We start from the raw sequence: 17170 nt of genomic DNA, 5'->3' as shown, positions 1-17170 counted from the left end.
TCTGCGGTGGTCAGTAAAGCAACAATCCGAAATGAGGAACTCATGTATAAACCTAAAGTTAAAAATTACCGGACTATTGGCTCTAAAATTGGTTTAGGAGATTTCCGAGTAGGTGGAGATATTCTTAATAACGCTCAGGAGAAAGTTGGGTTAATCTTACCAGGAATAACAATCGGCGTGCCAACTGGATTCGGTCCGAATCATGGCATTGATAATTTCTTAAAAACAAAATTGCAATAAACATGAGACCTTTTTGTAAATATCTTAAATATGTCCCAATAATAGTAGTTTTTTATATGTCATGTGTATTCCATAAGATAACTCACATGACTGAAGATGATTTGAAATGGGCAACGAACAGAAAAGTTGGGGAGACAATGATATTTGAATCAGACGAAGGAGAACAGGATACCGTTGTTATCACAAGTATTGATATATACAATTCCATAAATCCTATAAACACATATCCAAATTCTATGACGGACTATCTTGCCGGGGCGGATATTAAGTATATCGTTCGCCATAACCAAGATTATTTTGATGGATGGTTGGGAATTGAAAAACGAAATAATGGAGAATCATTATGGTTCTCTGCACATTTTGATCATCGTTTTGCTTACAATCTGAAATCTCAAGATTATTCTTTTTGTGTGTCACATGTAGAAACTGTAGCAGACTGTGTAATAGTCAATGAAAACAATTCGAGATTAGGTAAACATAATAAACAGACGAATCCTGTTCTGTCTTTTGTGTGGAGCAAAGAATATGGGCTTATACAATACTCTTTCAAAGACGGTACAATGTATAAACGGAAATTTAATTATTAATCTCCATGAAATATAACATCTGTATGTCATGTATGCTTCAGGTGATTTCTCAGGAAAAGAATAAAACAGCCATAAAAGATGAAATACTTTTGGACTTTGATTAAATATGTCCCTATAATTCTGCTTTTTTGTATGACATGTGTATACACAAAGATAACTCACATGAATGACGGTGATTTAGAATGGATCACACATAGATATGTTGGTGAGACAATGACATTTGAATCAAACAAAGGAGATGTGGACATTGTTGTTGTCACGAATATTGAAATAGATAATTTGTTGAATCCAATAAATTTAAATCCAGGTGTTGGTGATAACAAATATATTGCCCATGCAAATATAGAATATGTAGTTTTTCATGATACGGATTCGTTGATGGGAGCATTGAGAATTGAAAAGCATGATAACGGAGAACCTATATGGATTTCTTCAAACCTGGATAGCCGTTACACCTTTGATACTATGCCATTTTCAGTATCTTCATTAGATACGCAACTCGGATTGTTGGCAGATTGCGTGTATTTTGATGAAAAAAACTCCAAATTAGATATTGACAACATACAGACAAATCCAATTCAATCTTTCATATGGAGTAAGAAACAGGGGCTTGTACAATACTCTTTCAAGGATGGGACAAGGTATGAGAGGAAGTGGGACAAGTAATCATAGATGATATGGTCAGAATATTATGTCTAAAGTATACCGGCAAGGAACTTGACCGTCTCCTCGCCCTTGACTGGTACGACTACGGCGCCCGGTGGTATGACCCCGTCCTGGCGCGGTGGCATGTCATAGACCCTATGGCAGAAGAATATTCCGGTGTCACGCCGTTTGCATATTGTTTGAATAACGCTGTAAGGTGGGTTGACATTAAAGGTCTGCATCCGGGAGACAAGTTCTTCACACCTGATGCGGCAGCCTTCAATTTCGGAATGATTTATAATTATAAGTCTATAAAAGACCGCGTTGAAAAAGGTAGCCTCATTTACAGTTATACGGATGACAGCGGGAGAACATGGTATTCCTATAATGAGCCCAATTCCGGCACTAAAGATTCTGTGCGCCCAAATACAAAAATCCCAAAAGGCTCGAAAGCTTACGCCATAGTCCATACCCATGCCTCCTACAGTGAGGAACATTACAATAACCGATTCTCAAAAGATGATATACAGGCTTGTAAAGCCGTGAATATATCCGGTTACCTGTGTTCCCCGGACGGAACAATGAAAAAATACCATAGAAAATCTGACGGAACGTATGAGCACATAACATTTAAGCATATTACACTTCCAAGTGATGCGTCTGATCCCCGGAATAATGGATATACAACAGAAAAGATAGATAGAGATTATGAAAAGCATCCTTTCAAGGAACGATTGATGTATAAACTAAATGCGGAGAACATGTTAGATGAAAAAAGCAAGAAACTTATTTTACGTAATAATTATTGATGTGATACTTGTCATTTTGTTGTATAAGGAGCTTGAGGTCTCTGTCAACAGTTTGGATATAATATATGACCCCGTTGCCGGGTTCGATTACGGTGACTACGACGACATGTTCTATAGTGTAAAAACGGATCTGACAGCGTATGACAGTATCAAATCATCCGAGGAGCCTTGGGTATATTCCAAAGACGACAGGGCACTTCGGACAGACAGCGGATGGGTAGCGACAAGTGGTACTGCGGCGCAGATAGCAGAGGCGGTGTGGCTCTCAATGAAGGGTGCGGATTACAGTCAATACAGAATAACCTCCTCCACCTTGTCTGAAAATCAACACTGGATAGTTACGGCGGAAAGTTCCGGCCACCGGTCTCTTTATATGGAGATAGACAAAATGGACGGAACAGTTTTAAGAAGTATTGAAAACTAAAAAGACTACAGAAATGAAGAATGTGTGTATGTACGTATGCTTGGGAATAGCATACCTGTTGCTGCTCCTGATTATTGTTGCCAAAATATGGAGCATCAGCTTTGTCCGGGACATGATGGAGGAAGTACCTTATGTGACAAAGGTAGAATACAGAATGACAATACAAAAACATAAGGATTTTGAAAGTTACGAGACAATACCTGCGACCAGGCATCCCGTAATCATGCCGATCCGCAATAAAGGTATACATTTGAAAGACGGCGCAGTGCCTACAGCCGCCACGGCCTGTATTATAGCCGAGGCCGTATGGCATGCCCGATACGGATATGAATACTACAGGTATGCAATAAAGACGGTAGCGTTGATAAAAGACGAGTACTGGCTGGTCAGGGCGAGATGTGGCTTCAGAGTACTGACAATAGAGATACGCAAGTCAGACGGTAAGATTCTTAGAAACTTTTTTGAGAAATGAAGAATGCAGATATATTGTTTATAGGTTTAATAATCATCGGCTGCATCCTGATATGCATGGACACATGCTTGTTGCATGGATTGGAGCTCGCTAATGACAAAATCGACAGCCGGCGCGAGTGGATTGTCTTTGTAAGGCATTCCGACCTTGAACGTTTTGATTCCGTAAAGTTTGAGAATCAGGTAAGTACGGTCCCTTATGAGAATCCTGGTGCGAAGCCGGTAAGCACAGCCGTCACCACAAGCGGTACTGCGGCACAGATAGCAGAGGCAGTGTTTTATGCCATGAAAGGATATGATTATTACAACTACAATGTTACGTCAGTAACGCTGATAAAAGACCGCTATTGGATTGTTGAAGCGCGCGTCCCGTATAGTAAGCGGACACTTATTGCTGAGATAAACAAGAAAGACGGGCAGATTCTCCGTATATTTGACGGAAAAATAGGGAATTCTCAGTCTTTAAGGAATGATAAATGAAGACAGAGAGACAATCATGAATAAGAAATGATAGTTATGACAAGAAGAATTCTGCTGAATATTGGCCTGGCTATGTTGTCATGTATCGTGGCATCCTATTCGATATTCATAATATCTTATGGTGATATGGAAAGTCTGAAATGCCTGATATGTATAATGACATCCATACTTTTTGTTTTTATACATAAACTTGCCGTTAGCAGACTGTTAAAGGGAATTTTATATTCACTGACAGCTGTCTGTTTATACAAACTATATGAATGGACATTTGCTTCTTATGGCATATATGAAATAGTGGGAATATTATTTATCTTGATAGTACATGCTATTCCTAACACTCTGTTTGTCTTAATGTTACATAGATTCAAAATATGCACGGACTGTTTTTGTAATTATAGAAATTTTGTGTTTGAGAGCTATTGCTATGGAACCCTATATTATGGTTTAATTGCCCTTAATAAAAATATAGTCAAATATGAATGCCTAAACTTCTTTGAAGTGATATTGATTGCATACGTTATTCTTTTGACTTATTTTTTAATGAGATATGCTTTGAATGATGAACCGTAAAAAATAGTGTCATGAAGAATACACTTCATATTTATTGCACTTGTTGTATATATTATAAGTGGTTTCCATCAGTGAGCCTCATACAGTTAAATCCATATTATAGAAGAATGTATATAGGTCTTATAGAACATAACAATAAAAATATATACGTCACTAAAAAATAAACTAAAAAGAAAATGAAAAATATAATTTTTATCGTTATTATCATTACTTTTTATGGGTGTAGCCAGACATCAAAGAAGGACAGAGATGATGACGTGGCTTTTCCTGTAATAGCGTTGCTGTCAAGAGTGGATTGTACTTGGTTTGAAGATTCAACTTTGAATAAAAAGTCAGGAATAGATAAGATGGGAAAAGTGTTTCTGAAGTTTATATTGACAAATCCGAATGACAGTCCTGTAGCTCTTCCCATATACAGGGCTGACATTGATACTTTATATAAATCGCATATAGAAGTATATCGAAACAAATATAAATTGGATTCAGAAAAGCTTTATTCTAACGAACTTGTTCTCAGAGGCAGAGAACAATGTTCTATAACAGTGAAAATACAGGATATAAGTGAAACCGGATATAGAGATTTTAAAGATATAAGTAAGGCTGTTTCCTCCCTTGATTTCAGGTATATAAAAGACGTATCGGACAGTATATATTTCAAAGAGAGACTGGGCTGTATGAAATTTTATATAGACAACATTTTAGAAATCACATACAGAAGTCCTGACACTTTTGATAGTGTTGTGATGTACAGATAGAAACGTTCACAAAAATGAAAATAAGATGAAAAAAATATTATACACATTCATCGTAATATCTTTTGTAGGATGTGATTTGCAATTCAGGAAAGATCATAATTCCGAAGTTTTGCCTGTAAACGCATCATTGACAAAGTTAAGCTATACCCGACTTGAAGATACCACAAACATTAAGGATGATAAAACAGGGCAAATGTATTTAGAATTGACACTGACAAATCCTAACGAGGAGACTGTTTGCCTCCCAATGAACAAAGTTTATATAGATTCTGTTTTTACAGATACTATATGTAAATCATATATTTCAGTATCTTTGAGTGGGTATAATTTGAACATACATAAACAGAATCCTCACCCTCTTATGTTGCGAGGTAAGGAAAGATGCGTCATAATGCTAAAAATACATGATATGCCAGCCCGACATTTATATGATATAAAGAAAACCATTGCAAATATGGAATTTGAGTATATCAAAACAAAATCAGATTCCGTTTATTGTGAAAAGAAGATTGGTAATATAAAGTTTACTGTAGACGAAAACGTTGTCGTACATAAACTCCCGGAAACATTCTGGCAGGGTAATAATTATCTCATGCCATATTGAATTTACAGGTTGCCACTGTTTGTCTGACCAATCACAAATGTTGCAAGACAGCAAAGGGTGCCGGAGAGGCTGTCAGAGAAGATTATGATGGGAAAGTATATGATACCATAAGTCCAATTTCAGTAAAACCAAAACGATAGAAACAATGAAATGTATCACGAGTATACTGATGATTTTATTTGTCAGTTCATGTACAAACATGAATGATGTCATAGCCGTATCATACTTAACAGGATGTATAGAAACATCGACCGCAATAAGTTGTGAGGATATGAAAAAGCATCATGGGAAAATACAAAACGACACTTTAATTTACATAACAAAGAATGACTTTGAACGGATTGTTGAACTTATGAACTCTCCTCGAACTTCTAAAACGGGATGTGATTCAAGAATGTACATTCAACACGGTTCCTTGGAATTGTGTGTTGGAGATTTAGACTGTCTTTGCGATATGAATGGAAATAATATGACGGACTATGATGCATGGATAGTATATCAGATAAAATGTAAATCAGGATATTATAATCACATACCACAGGATTACTTGGAATATGATAATTATATCAAGAAATATGGAATGCCGAAAGATTATAAATATTTGTATGATAATATGAATTTAGATAATAAACAATCTTTTCCAAAGCATTTGAAACGCAAACGATATGTAAAAGTTCTGTTCAAAGTGAAAACGGATTGAATAGTCTGGCAGATTTTCCACGCACAAGAATAGGCGGAAATATGGCGAAAGTCTGAAGTCAAAAGAAAGAAGACATATAATGACAAGAAACAGACAATATAACGGCGGACATGTCACTTTCACAAATAAGAAACCAGTCTACCATTTCTGCCTCAGTGACCATCATCTGCAACCCGCTTTGAGCATGAGTTTGACCATGCCGTTAATCATTGGAAGGAACTATCAACTCATCGTGCCCGTAAGGGCAAAGTTATTGCAGATTATGATAATGAGGAAGAGCGACGCGTCATCAATGGCTCAGAGGTAAAGACCGCACGGCTAAACAAGGAATCCGTACGCTACAGCCATTATGGCAAGACATACGACACAACGGATCCGACATCAACTAAAAAGTTAATAAAATGAGAAAAAAGACCAATCGTTTTTTTGTGTTTACATTATTATGTATGACACTGGTTTCATGTAACGGTATGACTGAAAGTAAAAAGGAGTATAGTGATTCCATTGTGGTGACATATCACCAAGGGCTTACTCTTTGTGATGATTGCAATCTTGATTATGAACGTATGAGCAGAATTGCCAGTCGTAAGGAACCAACGGATACCATAGAAATGTCCTCACGTAAGTTCTATGCATTAAAAAGTAAATTGACGGACATAGGAGAGAGGAAAGACTATGTCACGTATTTTCCTATTTCTATGAAATGGGATACATTGTCAGTGTGCTTCAATGACGATGCGGTGGTTGTTAATAAGGACGAATGTGTTGTGAACATATCTATGGATGTTCTTCATGAAATACTGACATTGTCCCGGTACTATAATTATTTTTTACCGGAAGACTTGGAATATATGGCGACAATACAAAAGTTCGGCATACCTTCTGAGTATCATTTTACTCCATATATGGGGTTTAAGTTGATGCCTCTAAGAAAAGTTTTTCTGGTTCCGGTTCCAGAGAATGATGAAAGGCCATAGTTATAAGTAACTATTGCAAATTTCCAGCCATTATAGTAAGATATACGGCACTGTTGTTCCAGCATCAATAAAAAGTTATAAAAATGAAACTAAACACAATTAATTCCTGTGCTTTTTTATTATTGTGCATGACACTGATTTCATGTGGCGGCATGATAGGAAACAAAAAGAAATATAGCGACTCCATTGTTGTTACATATTACAAAAATAGGGCAACTTTTTCCTATTATGTCACTTATGACTATATGAGAGAGACTGCCGGCAATAGAAGGCCGACAGATACCGTAGAAATTCCTCGCAGCCAATTCTATGCATTAAAAGCAAGGCTGTCAGCTCGTAGAGTTATGAAAAAAGATATTTGGGCAGCCCGTATTTTTATGAAATGTGATACATTAGCCGTGTGTTTCAGTGAGTTCTCGGAGGCAATAGATAAAGGCGGATATATGGTAGACATCTCCCAGGAAACTCTTCATGAAATAATGACGTTGTCCAAGTACTATAATTATTTTATGCCGGACGATCTGAAGCGCTTGCCGACAATACAAAAATTCGGAACACCTTCAAATTATCGTGATATGATTGGTGAACTCAGGACCGTAAAGATAGGGAGCACAAGAAAAGTTTTTCTGGTTCCGACTCCAGAAAGTAATGAAAATATTAATTGATTTGGTCAACAATATTAATCTGCGGTGGTCAGTAAAGCAACAATCCGAAATGAGGAACTCATGTATAAACCTAAAGTTAAAAATTACCGGACTATTGGCTCTAAAATTGGTTTAGGAGATTTCCGAGTAGGTGGAGATATTCTTAATAACGCTCAGGAGAAAGTTGGGTTAATCTTACCAGTAATAACAATCGGCGTGCCAACTGGATTCGGTCCGAATCATGGCATTGATAATTTCTTAAAAACAAAATTGCAATAAACATGAGACCTTTTTGTAAATATCTTAAATATGTCCCAATAATAGTAGTTTTTTATATGTCATGTGTATTCCATAAGATAACTCACATGACTGAAGATGATTTGCAATGGGCAACGAACAGAAAAGTTGGGGAGGCAATGATATTTGAATCAGACGAAGGAGAACAGGATACCGTTGTTATCACAAGTATTGATATATACAATTCGATAAATCCTATAAACACATATCCAAATTCTATGACGGACTATCTTGCCGGGGCGGATATTAAGTATATCGTTCGCCATAACCAAGATTATTTTGATGGATGGTTGGGAATTGAAAAACGAAATAATGGAGAATCATTATGGTTCTCTGCACATTTTGATCATCGTTTTGCTTACAATCTGAAATCTCAAGATTATTCTTTTTGTGTGTCACATGTAGAAACTGTAGCAGACTGTGTAATAATCAATGAAAACAATTCGAGATTAGGTAAACATAATAAACAGACGAATCCTGTTCTGTCTTTTGTGTGGAGCAAAGAATATGGGCTTATACAATACTCTTTCAAAGACGGTACAATGTATAAACGAAAATTTAATTATTAATCTCCATGAAATATAACAGATGTAGTCATGTACACTTCGAAGTTCTTTAAACTATTGTGAGTTGCAATATTTTTTAACCTGAGTTCGACCTAAGCCTTATGCAATAAGTCTGCTTTTGTCAATGATTTCAATGTTCATAGACGGGTTCTTAGGCAGCAGGTTGTATGCAATAATTCCCGCAAGAAGATTGGTAGCAAAGTTGTCAATGGAGCGATGCCTTGTATGCTCAATCTGACACACATTCTTCAATTCATCGTTGACGGTTTCAATGACAGCCCTCTTCCTGAGCATCAGCTTGTCATGCAGGTTCATCAGCGAGTTCTTCATGTTCTTCTTGATTTTCGTGACCAGGTGTATGTCGTCCACGAACAGGCTCTCAAAGAGGCTTTGGCTGATATATCCCCTGTCTGCAAAGAGCTTTCCGAAAAGCCTTTCCGTGAAGTGCTTGTCTTTTAGTGGTGCCCGGTCGTCCACGTTGCCCGGCGTAAGCAGCCACTGTATAATCTCGCCTCTGTCGTTGATGACCAGATGCAACTTGAATCCATAGAACCATCCCATCGTACACTTGCCCTTGGCTGCCCAGCCTTTCATCGTCCTGTGCATGTGCATACGCTTGATATGACACGACACAAGCGGCGTGGAGTCGATGATGGAGATGCCCGTACACTTGCCAAGGGCACAGGTCTGAAGGAACAGCAGCAGATGAAGCCCCACCTGTGCCTGACGCTCCACGAAGCGGTTATACGAGAGGGTATGTGGAAACTCCCTGTGCATGTGCTGGCACACATAGCCTATGTAGAACGACTTGAGGTCCCGGAAACGATGGGTGTGGAACAGCACGAGGATGGTCATCATCCCACTGTCGGACATACGGCTTGGACGGTTGCGGTGACGCTTGTCAGGGGCAACTAATGTGTGTTTTTTCAGCTCAGGAGCAAAATATTTGCAGAATTCGTCGAGAATACAGAAAATTTCTATTAAATTTGCAGTTGTCATTGGGAGTGGATGTTAATTGTAACTTTTTGAGTTTCATTTATAAAGGTACAAAGAATATTCCACTCCTACAACTTTTTGAGCTACTTTCTTACATCGAACTCACGTTTTTTTTTATTCAAAAACAAACATTATGCGCATTATTTTCGCATTATTTCTGCGCAAAGGATTGCACAAATGTATTCTCCTGTACTCCCGAATTTCGGAACTGTCATTCGCCACTATCCGGACGAAATCTTGTGGAATAAAAAAAACAAGTAACTCCCACACTCATTATGGACAGTTACTTGTTAGAGAAATCAATATGCTTCCTCAGTCTCAATCTCTTCATGTGTTATCTCTTTGCTGTCAATCTTGCGCCATGCGTATATGATATATGCCAGGACAAACGGGACAAGCAGGCTTACAATCGCCATTGTCCGTAGCGTGAACTCACTGCTGCAGCTGTTCGTTATGGTCAAAGAGCTCTGCAAGTCAGCATTGGAAGGATAGTACGCCGTATCGTTCCAGCCTGCAACAAGCATTAATGCGAGTACTGTGAGTACAGTGCCAATGCCGGCGGGCCATATACCGTAGATGTATGTCTTGCTGGCAATTGTGCGTCCTATGCCATAAAGTACAAGCGCCACGCCGACAAAGAGCAATGCTGCAAGATACCACATGTCCATGAGGTTGTGCAGATATTTCAGCGGTTCCATGAAGATTATGCCGCTTTCCGCATTTACGGCATATCCGTCTTTAAGCAATAAATGGACGAGAAAGGCTACAAACAGCACAACAAACAATGCGGAAGTGCCGACAAGCCTTACACTTGCGCGGCATCGTATGTTTTCGTCGGCTATATTGTTCATAATGTATAATATGCCAAGGCATTGTGCCAGTAAAGCCACGGCACCGCCGAGCACGAGATTCCAGATGTCAAGCAGCGCATCAAGTCCGTGGCTTGCATTCGCCCAAGAACTGATTACAGGCGAGAACTCGCTGATGATGTTGTTCTTCTCCACAATGAAATTAGAGCCGTTGAAGAATGTCGCCACTGCACCGCCGAGGAGCAAAGGGCCGACAATGCCGTTAATAACAAGGCATATCTGGAATGTCCTTGCACCAAGAAAGTTGCCGAGCTTGTTCTGAAACTCATAGCTCACCGCCTGCACAACGAATGAGAAAAGGATAATCATCCATAGCCAGTAGGCACCGCCGAAACTTGTGCTGTAGAACAGCGGGAACGATGCGAAGAACGCTCCGCCAAAGGTGACAAGTGTAGTGAACGTGAATTCCCATTTTCGTCCAGTGGAGTTGACGAGCAACGCCCTTTCCTTTTCGTTGCGGCCGAGGGAGAAGAGCAACGCATTAGCTCCCTGCACGAACATCAGGAATACAAGGAGCGCACCGAGGAGTGATACGAGAAACCACCAATAGTGTTGCAGAAAAGCGTATGTCATAGTTCAGGTCCTTTCTTTATTTGTTTCAGCATGATGTTTATTTCCACAGCCAAAAGGGTAGTGAAGAGTGCGAGGAAGATGAAGAATGTCAGCATAACGCTGCCGCTTCCCACTGCACTGACACCTGCCCATGTAGGCAGCATGTCCTGAATGGTCCACGGCTGTCTGCCCATTTCGGCGACTATCCAGCCCGCCTCGCTTGCTATGTAGCCGAGCGGAAGCAGCCCGACAGCTGTCCAAAGCAGCCAGCGGAACTTCTTCAAGTCCTTCTTGTAGGCAAGGAACATGATGATTGCGAAGAACGCAATGAACAATGTGCCGAGCCCTACCATCGCACGGAACGCGTAGAAGCATACTGGGATGAATGGCACAAGCTGTGAACGCTCCTTCACAAAGCCGTAACCGAAGTACGGCATGTTCTCTTTCAGAGACTTGCGGAGCTCTTCCGCTTTTGGACTGTTTGCCGCATTTGCGTCTTTTGCCATGAGCGTCCTGTATTCCTTAAGGTCACCGATAGCCTTCCTTCCACGCTCCATTTTCTCCTCCGCGCTTAACGCTGTTGTGCCGTCAGGCATGGTGTATCCGCCGTTGAGGATATCGTTGACTCCCGGCACATAGCCGTTCATGTCACGTGTGGCAAGCAGTGACAGCATTTTCGGTACGGCGATTTTCATCTTTGGCTCTTCACCTTTCGCATAATCAGGCTGTGAGAACGGGTTGACGAGAGCCATTACAGTGAGCGGTTGTGCCGTCCCTCCGTCATAGAGAGCCTCCATGGCAGCGAGCTTCATAGGCTGCACCTTCGAAACCATATATGCCGATGTGTCGCCCGTATGGACAGCAAGCAATGTCGCAACAAGTCCCACGGCGGAAGAAATCTTGATGCTTTCGACGGCGAGACGCTCATGACGCTTCTTCAGCAAGTACCATCCGCTGACCGCAGTCACGAACAGCGCACCGATAATCCATGCCGAAGTGACGGTGTGCAGGAACTTGTCCACACCGACAGGCGACAGTGCCACGCTCAGGAAAGAGGTCATCTCGTTGCGCATCGTGTCAGGATTGAACTCGCATCCCGTAGGGTACTGCATCCATGCGTTTGCCACAAGAATCCACCATGCGGAGATTGTCGCGCCGAGACCCGTGAGCCATGTCGAGGCAAGGTGGAATCCTCGGCTGACTTTTGTCCAGCCGAAGAACATCACGGCAACGAAAGTGCTCTCCATGAAGAACGCCACAATGCCCTCAATGGCAAGCGGAGCACCGAAGATGTCGCCCACAAACCATGAGTAGTTGCTCCAGTTTGTGCCAAACTGGAACTCAAGGATTATGCCCGTCGCCACACCGATGGCAAAGTTCACGCCGAAGAGTCGCTGCCAGAACTTCGCCGTCTCCTTCCAAAACTCGTCTTTCTTGACATAATAGAGTGTCTCCGCTATGCCCATGATGACTGCCAGTCCGAGGGTCAGCGGTACAAAGAGCCAATGGTAGATTGCTGTGAGTGCAAACTGCGCCCTTGCCCAATCTACCGCGGCGATGTCAAAGTTAATCAATGTGTCTGTCATAAAATCAGGTATGTTTTATTTGTTTCTTGCTCTTTTCGGCACATCGCAAATCTGTCGCAATGCTTGTCATTTCAGCACCTCTCCCGCCACAAATTCCGCTTCCTGCCCACGCGGTGCGTTCTCCTTGATGAAGTTCGGGAAGAAGAACCATTTCAGAATGGCAAAGATTATTATCAGTTTTATGATGACAAGCCCCCACAATGTCCTCCCAATGGTCATCTGCCGGAAGCCGTCAGCATAGAGTCTCCATATCCTGTAAATGATGTTTCCGCTTTCCATGTACTTCGGTATATAGGTTTTGTCTGCAAATATAAGCAAAATTATTGGTTCTCACAAGAAAAACATGAAAAAGCTGTTACGACAAGTTTTATCTTTGCGGTCTGAGGATTCTCCATGAAACCAGGGCGACAACCATGCAGAATGCGGCAATCCCTGCAAAGGAAGTGCCCAACTCGTAATGCTTGGCTACAAAACCTATGGCTACCGGACCGAGCAATATGCCTGAATATCCGAGTGCATTTACGACACTTATAATCGCGGAAACCTCCATGCCTTTGATTGAACCGGCAAAGGATACAAGCTGCGGAACAATGTTTGCAGCTCCCATTCCGACCAAGGCAAAGCCTACGATTGTCGCCATGACGTGGTTGACGGTGACCACAAGGACAAAGCCGAGGGACACCAATGCTGCGCCTATGGCTACGACATTCTTGCGTCCAAGGCGATCGATGATAGTGTCGCCCGACAGGCGTACCACGGTCATCATCACGGCAAATGCGGTGTAGAAGAAGCCTGCCTGCGCCATGTCCACACCTCTCTCCTCGCTGACAAAGATTGCCGCCCAGCCCATGACTGCACCTTCGGAGGCATACATGATGAAGCATAGCAGTCCTACAACGATGACCATAGGCGGGACATACAGCCTTTTCGTGCTCGGTTTTTCCACCGGTTCTTCCGCCTTAAGCTCTTCGCTTGGCAGCAAGTCCCTGCATCCGAACACCATGGCTGCCATGGTGAACGTCATGCAGAGCACGACAGACCATAACGGGGCAATGCCGAGGGTGAACAGGACGCTCATTGCTCCGGCACCAATCAGTGTGCCGAGGGAATATCCGCCATGGAAACCTGACATGAGATGCCTGCCGGTTTTCCGCTCAATGGCTATGCCGTTGACATTTGCCGCGACATCTATCGTGATTGTGCACGCACCGAACACAAGCAGCATGCAGCCCGTAAGCCATAGGTCGGCAAGCAGACTGATTGCCAGAAGTGCGGCAACCATAAGCAATCCGGACACATGCACCACTTTCTTTGCTCCGAACCTGCTGACCGAAAGCCCTGCAAACGGCAGGGCGCATATAGAGCCGAGTCCGCTGCAAAGCATGAGAAGCCCTAACGTGCCCTCGTCTATTGCGAAGGCATTCTTGACATAAGGGACAAGAGGTGCCCACGCTGCCTCAATGATTCCTATTATCATGAAAGCCGTGCGGTTGGCTACAAGCATGTGTTTGTGCTGGTTGTGAAGTATATTCATGATATGTATTTGTGATTGAAGTATGTACCGTAAGATTTTATTTGTCCGCAAAGTTAATGCTTCTTTTTGTAAAAACAAGCATGGGAGGTTGACAATCTTGTCTGTTCATGCCAAATTTTGCATTCATCAAGGTTTCAACGGGAGGAAAGGATGAGGCATGGTACAGCTTTGCTTTACACCGTTTTAACAATCAAACAGTGTGAAGAATGAATCAAAAAAATCACGCCGCACTCCGTGCACATCCGTTTTCATGCATTGATTACCATGGCTTGCCGGCTGTGGCAAATATGTTGTTTTTTTTTAGAAAACTCATGTCCATAAGCCGCCGAATAAATCGCGTAGAAAAAATAAAGTTTCAAAAAGTCCTGAAAATCGTAAAATTTTTGCATTCTGTTTAATTGGTTGTTGTTCAGTGGGTTATAAGGACTGATGCTGCTCATGTTGCCGGTTGTTTGTGCAAAAGGTTACCTTTTACCAAGCGAAAGGTAACCATTTGCACTGTCAATGGTAACGAAATGCAGTGTGAAAAGTGGCATTTTTCACCTCTTTCGGACACAAAAACAGCCATGAACGGTTGGTCCAACCGTGAAAAACGGCTATTTTGGGGCTGCTTGTTCCTATTATGATAAATAGAACATTAGAAAACCCAAGTCATTTTTTCCTGCCTTGATGATATGGCTTGGGTGACAGATTTATCCATGCCTATGGACTGGTGCTTATTGTTTTTTTTGCTTTTGTGTAACATATTCAAAAACATCTGCAACATGAGTGCAAGTGAGTTTGGAAAATAAACATTAACTTTGCAACCGCATAAAACCGATATGTTATACATTAAAAACGTAAAGAATGGAATTCATGGGATGCTGTGCCTCTCCGGTTTGTGTTAGCCATGACGAAGTCAGGATAAGTTTTGTATTATATATGTAGATAGGTGTATTTATTTTTTTAGTTGGTTTTTAAAAGGCATTGGGATACTTTTTGTGAAAAAAGTTACCAATAGCCTTTTTGTGTAACATATACCAAAGTATGTGAAACATTAATGTAGGTGGATTTCAAAAATAAATATTACCTTTGCAACCGTATTAAAGACAGTTCTTTTAATTGATGCTGTGGTTGTGGTGGTCTTGTCGCGTTATTTCACCTATGGACAAAAAAAGATGCGGAACTACCATAAAATTAAGGTCAAGAGCAAGTGCCATTTCTCTTTCCTATGGACGAGTCGAGATTTGTGCTTGCATGAGGTGGCAATATACAAGTTGGGAAAACGAATGATTTGATGTTCATAAATAAGTTTTGTTTTATAATAGTTAGTTAGTGGATTTATTTTTAGTAAATCATTGTGAAAAGGCATTGGGACGCTTCTTGGGAAAAAAGCTAACAATGCCTTTTTTTTGTAACATAGAATAATAAATATGAAACATGCGGACAAGTTTATTTTGAAAAAAAATATTAATTTTGCATGCGTATTAAAACCTAAAAAACTATCATATTTTACAAACAGAATTTATGAAAACAAAAACATTTTTGCATACTGCAATTGCAGGGCTCATGGCTGCGTTGCCATTGAGCATGTCTGCGCAGCAGATGCCTGTTGTACAGACAAAGTACACTGCCGACCCGGCACCTATGCTTCACAATGACACAATATTCCTTTATACCTCGCATGATGAAGACAATGCCGAGGGATTCCTGATGAAGAACTGGCTGCTGTACACCACTACCGACATGAAGAACTGGCAGGATCGCGGCATCGTGGCAGGGCTTGAGAACTTTGAGTGGTACAAAGGCAACAATGGTGCCTGGGCGATACAGGTGGTGGAGCGCAACGGCAAGTTCTACCTTTATGCCCCGATTCACGGGCATGGGATAGGCGTTCTTGTCGCCGACTCTCCTTACGGACCGTTCAAAGACCCGCTGGGCAAACCGCTTGTATGGCAGAAAGAGCATTGGGAGGACATTGACCCGACGGTGTTCATCGATGACGATGGTCAGGCTTACATGTATTGGGGCAATCCTAATCTTTATATGGTGAAGCTGAATGAGGACATGATTTCCTATTCCGGGGAAATCGTGAAGCATCCGAAAATAGAGGATTATCAGGAGGGACCGTGGATGTACAAGCGTGGCAAATATTATTATCTGGCGTTTGCTTCCACATGTTGTCCTGAGGGTATAGGCTATGCCATGAGCAAGAAACCTACGGGTCCGTGGCAATACAAAGGGCATATCATGAACCATACGGAGCGCACACGTGGCAATCATCCGGGCATAATTGACTACAAAGGCAAGTCGTACGTGTTCGGACAGAATTCCGATTTGCTTAAGCTGGACATGCCGGAGTATAAGGAACGCCGAAGTGTGAGCTTTGCCGAGATGCACTATAATCAGGACGGAAGCATTCAGGAAGTGCCTTATTGGACGGACAACACTGTGGAACAGGTGGAGTGGCTTGACCCTTATCTGCTCAATGAAGCAGAGAAAATGCATTGGGGCTTTGGCTTGAAAACTGTCGCCAAGAACCCTTGGTCAAGGAATGAGCGTTGGAACCAGTGGGTGACAGGCATAGACGACGGAGAATATATCATGGTCAGCGGTGTGGATTTCGGTGACGGTGCCAAGCAGCTGGCGGTCAATGTCCGTGCCTCTTTGTTTGGCGGAATCATCGAAGTGCGCTTGGATGATGTTGACGGAGAGAAGGTTGCAGAGGTTATTGTCCCTTGCACCAAGCTGAAGCAGGAGGAGCTGCGTGCCTATGTCAGTTCTTCGGCAAAGGGTGTGCATGACCTTTATTTCGTGTTCAAAGGCGGAAAGCGTCAGCAGCGCAACCTTATGGACTTTGATTCATGGCAGTTCTTTAAATAAAA

21 protein-coding genes are annotated in these 17170 nt (G+C 41.7%); 16 read left to right on the top strand and 5 right to left on the bottom strand.

The features are described 5' to 3' along the window. From E5358_RS15145 to E5358_RS13725, 15 genes are all read left to right on the top strand, one after another. Positions 1-240, top strand: a 240-nt coding sequence (locus E5358_RS15145; protein WP_168354686.1) for a hypothetical protein, incomplete at its 5' end; no start/stop codon positions are given. Positions 241-326: 86 nt separating this feature from the next. Further along, a complete protein-coding gene (locus tag E5358_RS13790; protein ID WP_135940759.1) occupies positions 327-827 on the top strand; it encodes a hypothetical protein in 501 nt (166 codons plus the stop codon). Between the two features lie 162 nt (positions 828-989). Continuing rightward, positions 990-1493, top strand: coding sequence for a hypothetical protein (locus E5358_RS13785; RefSeq protein WP_135940758.1), 504 nt, complete (start codon positions 990-992; stop codon positions 1491-1493). Further along, a complete protein-coding gene (locus tag E5358_RS13780; protein ID WP_135940757.1) occupies positions 1481-2281 on the top strand; it encodes a DUF4329 domain-containing protein in 801 nt (266 codons plus the stop codon). The genes E5358_RS13785 and E5358_RS13780 overlap by 13 nt, the downstream gene beginning before the upstream one ends. Continuing rightward, positions 2241-2705 carry a hypothetical protein gene (locus E5358_RS13775; protein WP_135940756.1) on the top strand — a complete coding sequence of 155 codons (465 nt, stop codon included), beginning with the start codon at positions 2241-2243 and terminating at the stop codon, positions 2703-2705. Before E5358_RS13780 ends, E5358_RS13775 begins: the two co-directional genes overlap by 41 nt. Continuing rightward, positions 2695-3177, top strand: coding sequence for an NTF2 fold immunity protein (locus tag E5358_RS13770; protein WP_135940755.1), 483 nt, complete (start codon positions 2695-2697; stop codon positions 3175-3177). Before E5358_RS13775 ends, E5358_RS13770 begins: the two co-directional genes overlap by 11 nt. Then, positions 3174-3656, top strand: coding sequence for an NTF2 fold immunity protein (locus tag E5358_RS13765; protein ID WP_135940754.1), 483 nt, complete (start codon positions 3174-3176; stop codon positions 3654-3656). Before E5358_RS13770 ends, E5358_RS13765 begins: the two co-directional genes overlap by 4 nt. Positions 3657-4402: 746 nt before the next feature. Next, positions 4403-4981 (top strand): hypothetical protein, encoded by a 579-nt coding sequence (locus E5358_RS13760; protein WP_135940753.1) that lies wholly within the window; start codon positions 4403-4405, stop codon positions 4979-4981. Positions 4982-5006: 25 nt separating this feature from the next. After that, positions 5007-5585: a hypothetical protein gene (locus E5358_RS13755; protein WP_135940752.1), complete on the top strand. Its 579-nt coding sequence runs from the start codon at positions 5007-5009 to the stop codon at positions 5583-5585. A 271-nt stretch (positions 5586-5856) separates the two neighbouring features. Continuing rightward, complete coding sequence (locus E5358_RS13750; RefSeq protein WP_135940751.1) at positions 5857-6285, top strand: hypothetical protein; 429 nt, start codon at positions 5857-5859, stop codon at positions 6283-6285. A gap of 79 nt (positions 6286-6364) precedes the next feature. After that, positions 6365-6592: a hypothetical protein gene (locus E5358_RS13745; protein WP_135940750.1), complete on the top strand. Its 228-nt coding sequence runs from the start codon at positions 6365-6367 to the stop codon at positions 6590-6592. A gap of 94 nt (positions 6593-6686) precedes the next feature. After that, positions 6687-7262 (top strand): hypothetical protein, encoded by a 576-nt coding sequence (locus E5358_RS13740; RefSeq protein WP_135940749.1) that lies wholly within the window; start codon positions 6687-6689, stop codon positions 7260-7262. An 83-nt stretch (positions 7263-7345) separates the two neighbouring features. Further along, positions 7346-7927, top strand: a complete 582-nt coding sequence (locus E5358_RS13735; protein ID WP_135940748.1) for a hypothetical protein — start codon at positions 7346-7348, stop codon at positions 7925-7927. 60 nt (positions 7928-7987) lie between these two features. Then, a complete protein-coding gene (locus tag E5358_RS13730; RefSeq protein WP_135940747.1) occupies positions 7988-8185 on the top strand; it encodes a hypothetical protein in 198 nt (65 codons plus the stop codon). 86 nt (positions 8186-8271) lie between these two features. Further along, positions 8272-8772, top strand: coding sequence for a hypothetical protein (locus E5358_RS13725; protein ID WP_135940746.1), 501 nt, complete (start codon positions 8272-8274; stop codon positions 8770-8772). A 96-nt stretch (positions 8773-8868) separates the two neighbouring features. Here the strand turns inward: E5358_RS13725 and E5358_RS13720 are convergent, their stop codons facing one another. From E5358_RS13720 to E5358_RS13700, 5 genes are all read right to left on the bottom strand, one after another. Then, the gene (locus E5358_RS13720; RefSeq protein WP_135940745.1) at positions 8869-9768 is read right to left on the bottom strand and encodes an IS982 family transposase; all 900 of its coding nucleotides are present in this window, start codon (positions 9766-9768) and stop codon (positions 8869-8871) included. A gap of 296 nt (positions 9769-10064) precedes the next feature. Then, positions 10065-11207: a cytochrome d ubiquinol oxidase subunit II gene (locus tag E5358_RS13715; RefSeq protein WP_135940744.1), complete on the bottom strand. Its 1143-nt coding sequence runs from the start codon at positions 11205-11207 to the stop codon at positions 10065-10067. Next, on the bottom strand, positions 11204-12772 hold the full coding sequence (locus tag E5358_RS13710; protein WP_135940743.1) for a cytochrome ubiquinol oxidase subunit I: 1569 nt from the start codon (positions 12770-12772) through the stop codon (positions 11204-11206). The genes E5358_RS13715 and E5358_RS13710 overlap by 4 nt, the downstream gene beginning before the upstream one ends. Before the next feature lie 66 nt (positions 12773-12838). Beyond that, positions 12839-13051 carry a DUF4492 domain-containing protein gene (locus E5358_RS13705; protein WP_135940742.1) on the bottom strand — a complete coding sequence of 71 codons (213 nt, stop codon included), beginning with the start codon at positions 13049-13051 and terminating at the stop codon, positions 12839-12841. Between the two features lie 88 nt (positions 13052-13139). Then, entirely contained in the window at positions 13140-14306 is a 1167-nt protein-coding gene (locus tag E5358_RS13700) for an MFS transporter (RefSeq protein ID WP_135940741.1), read from the bottom strand. Between the two features lie 1548 nt (positions 14307-15854). Between E5358_RS13700 and E5358_RS13695 the strand changes: the two genes are divergently transcribed. Beyond that, the gene (locus E5358_RS13695; RefSeq protein ID WP_422121089.1) at positions 15855-17168 is read left to right on the top strand and encodes a glycoside hydrolase family 43 protein; all 1314 of its coding nucleotides are present in this window, start codon (positions 15855-15857) and stop codon (positions 17166-17168) included. Positions 17169-17170: the final 2 nt, after the last annotated feature.

It is taken from the genome of Palleniella muris (assembly GCF_004792655.1).
GTDB lineage: Bacteria > Bacteroidota > Bacteroidia > Bacteroidales > Bacteroidaceae > Prevotella > Prevotella muris_A.
Note: the sequence above shows the minus strand (reverse complement) of the source record. Positions and strands in the feature narration are given on the sequence as shown.

Bases quoted from the DNA above. Each gene is read 5' to 3' on its own strand.
- E5358_RS13775 (WP_135940756.1), top strand. From the start codon at position 2,241: ATGAAAAAAGCAAGAAACTTATTTTACGTAATAATTATTGATGTGATA.
- E5358_RS13755 (WP_135940752.1), top strand. From the start codon at position 5,007: ATGAAAAAAATATTATACACATTCATCGTAATATCTTTTGTAGGATGT.
- E5358_RS13710 (WP_135940743.1), bottom strand. From the start codon at position 12,772: ATGACAGACACATTGATTAACTTTGACATCGCCGCGGTAGATTGGGCA.
- E5358_RS13735 (WP_135940748.1), top strand. From the start codon at position 7,346: ATGAAACTAAACACAATTAATTCCTGTGCTTTTTTATTATTGTGCATG.
- E5358_RS13785 (WP_135940758.1), top strand. From the start codon at position 990: ATGAATGACGGTGATTTAGAATGGATCACACATAGATATGTTGGTGAG.
- E5358_RS13790 (WP_135940759.1), top strand. From the start codon at position 327: ATGACTGAAGATGATTTGAAATGGGCAACGAACAGAAAAGTTGGGGAG.
- E5358_RS13695 (WP_422121089.1), top strand. From the start codon at position 15,855: ATGGCTGCGTTGCCATTGAGCATGTCTGCGCAGCAGATGCCTGTTGTA.
- E5358_RS13760 (WP_135940753.1), top strand. From the start codon at position 4,403: ATGAAAAATATAATTTTTATCGTTATTATCATTACTTTTTATGGGTGT.
- E5358_RS13750 (WP_135940751.1), top strand. From the start codon at position 5,857: ATGAAAAAGCATCATGGGAAAATACAAAACGACACTTTAATTTACATA.
- E5358_RS13715 (WP_135940744.1), bottom strand. From the start codon at position 11,207: ATGACATACGCTTTTCTGCAACACTATTGGTGGTTTCTCGTATCACTC.
- E5358_RS13765 (WP_135940754.1), top strand. From the start codon at position 3,174: ATGAAGAATGCAGATATATTGTTTATAGGTTTAATAATCATCGGCTGC.
- E5358_RS13740 (WP_135940749.1), top strand. From the start codon at position 6,687: ATGAGAAAAAAGACCAATCGTTTTTTTGTGTTTACATTATTATGTATG.
- E5358_RS13700 (WP_135940741.1), bottom strand. From the start codon at position 14,306: ATGAATATACTTCACAACCAGCACAAACACATGCTTGTAGCCAACCGC.
- E5358_RS13705 (WP_135940742.1), bottom strand. From the start codon at position 13,051: ATGGAAAGCGGAAACATCATTTACAGGATATGGAGACTCTATGCTGAC.
- E5358_RS13745 (WP_135940750.1), top strand. From the start codon at position 6,365: ATGACAAGAAACAGACAATATAACGGCGGACATGTCACTTTCACAAAT.
- E5358_RS13720 (WP_135940745.1), bottom strand. From the start codon at position 9,768: ATGACAACTGCAAATTTAATAGAAATTTTCTGTATTCTCGACGAATTC.
- E5358_RS13730 (WP_135940747.1), top strand. From the start codon at position 7,988: ATGTATAAACCTAAAGTTAAAAATTACCGGACTATTGGCTCTAAAATT.
- E5358_RS13725 (WP_135940746.1), top strand. From the start codon at position 8,272: ATGACTGAAGATGATTTGCAATGGGCAACGAACAGAAAAGTTGGGGAG.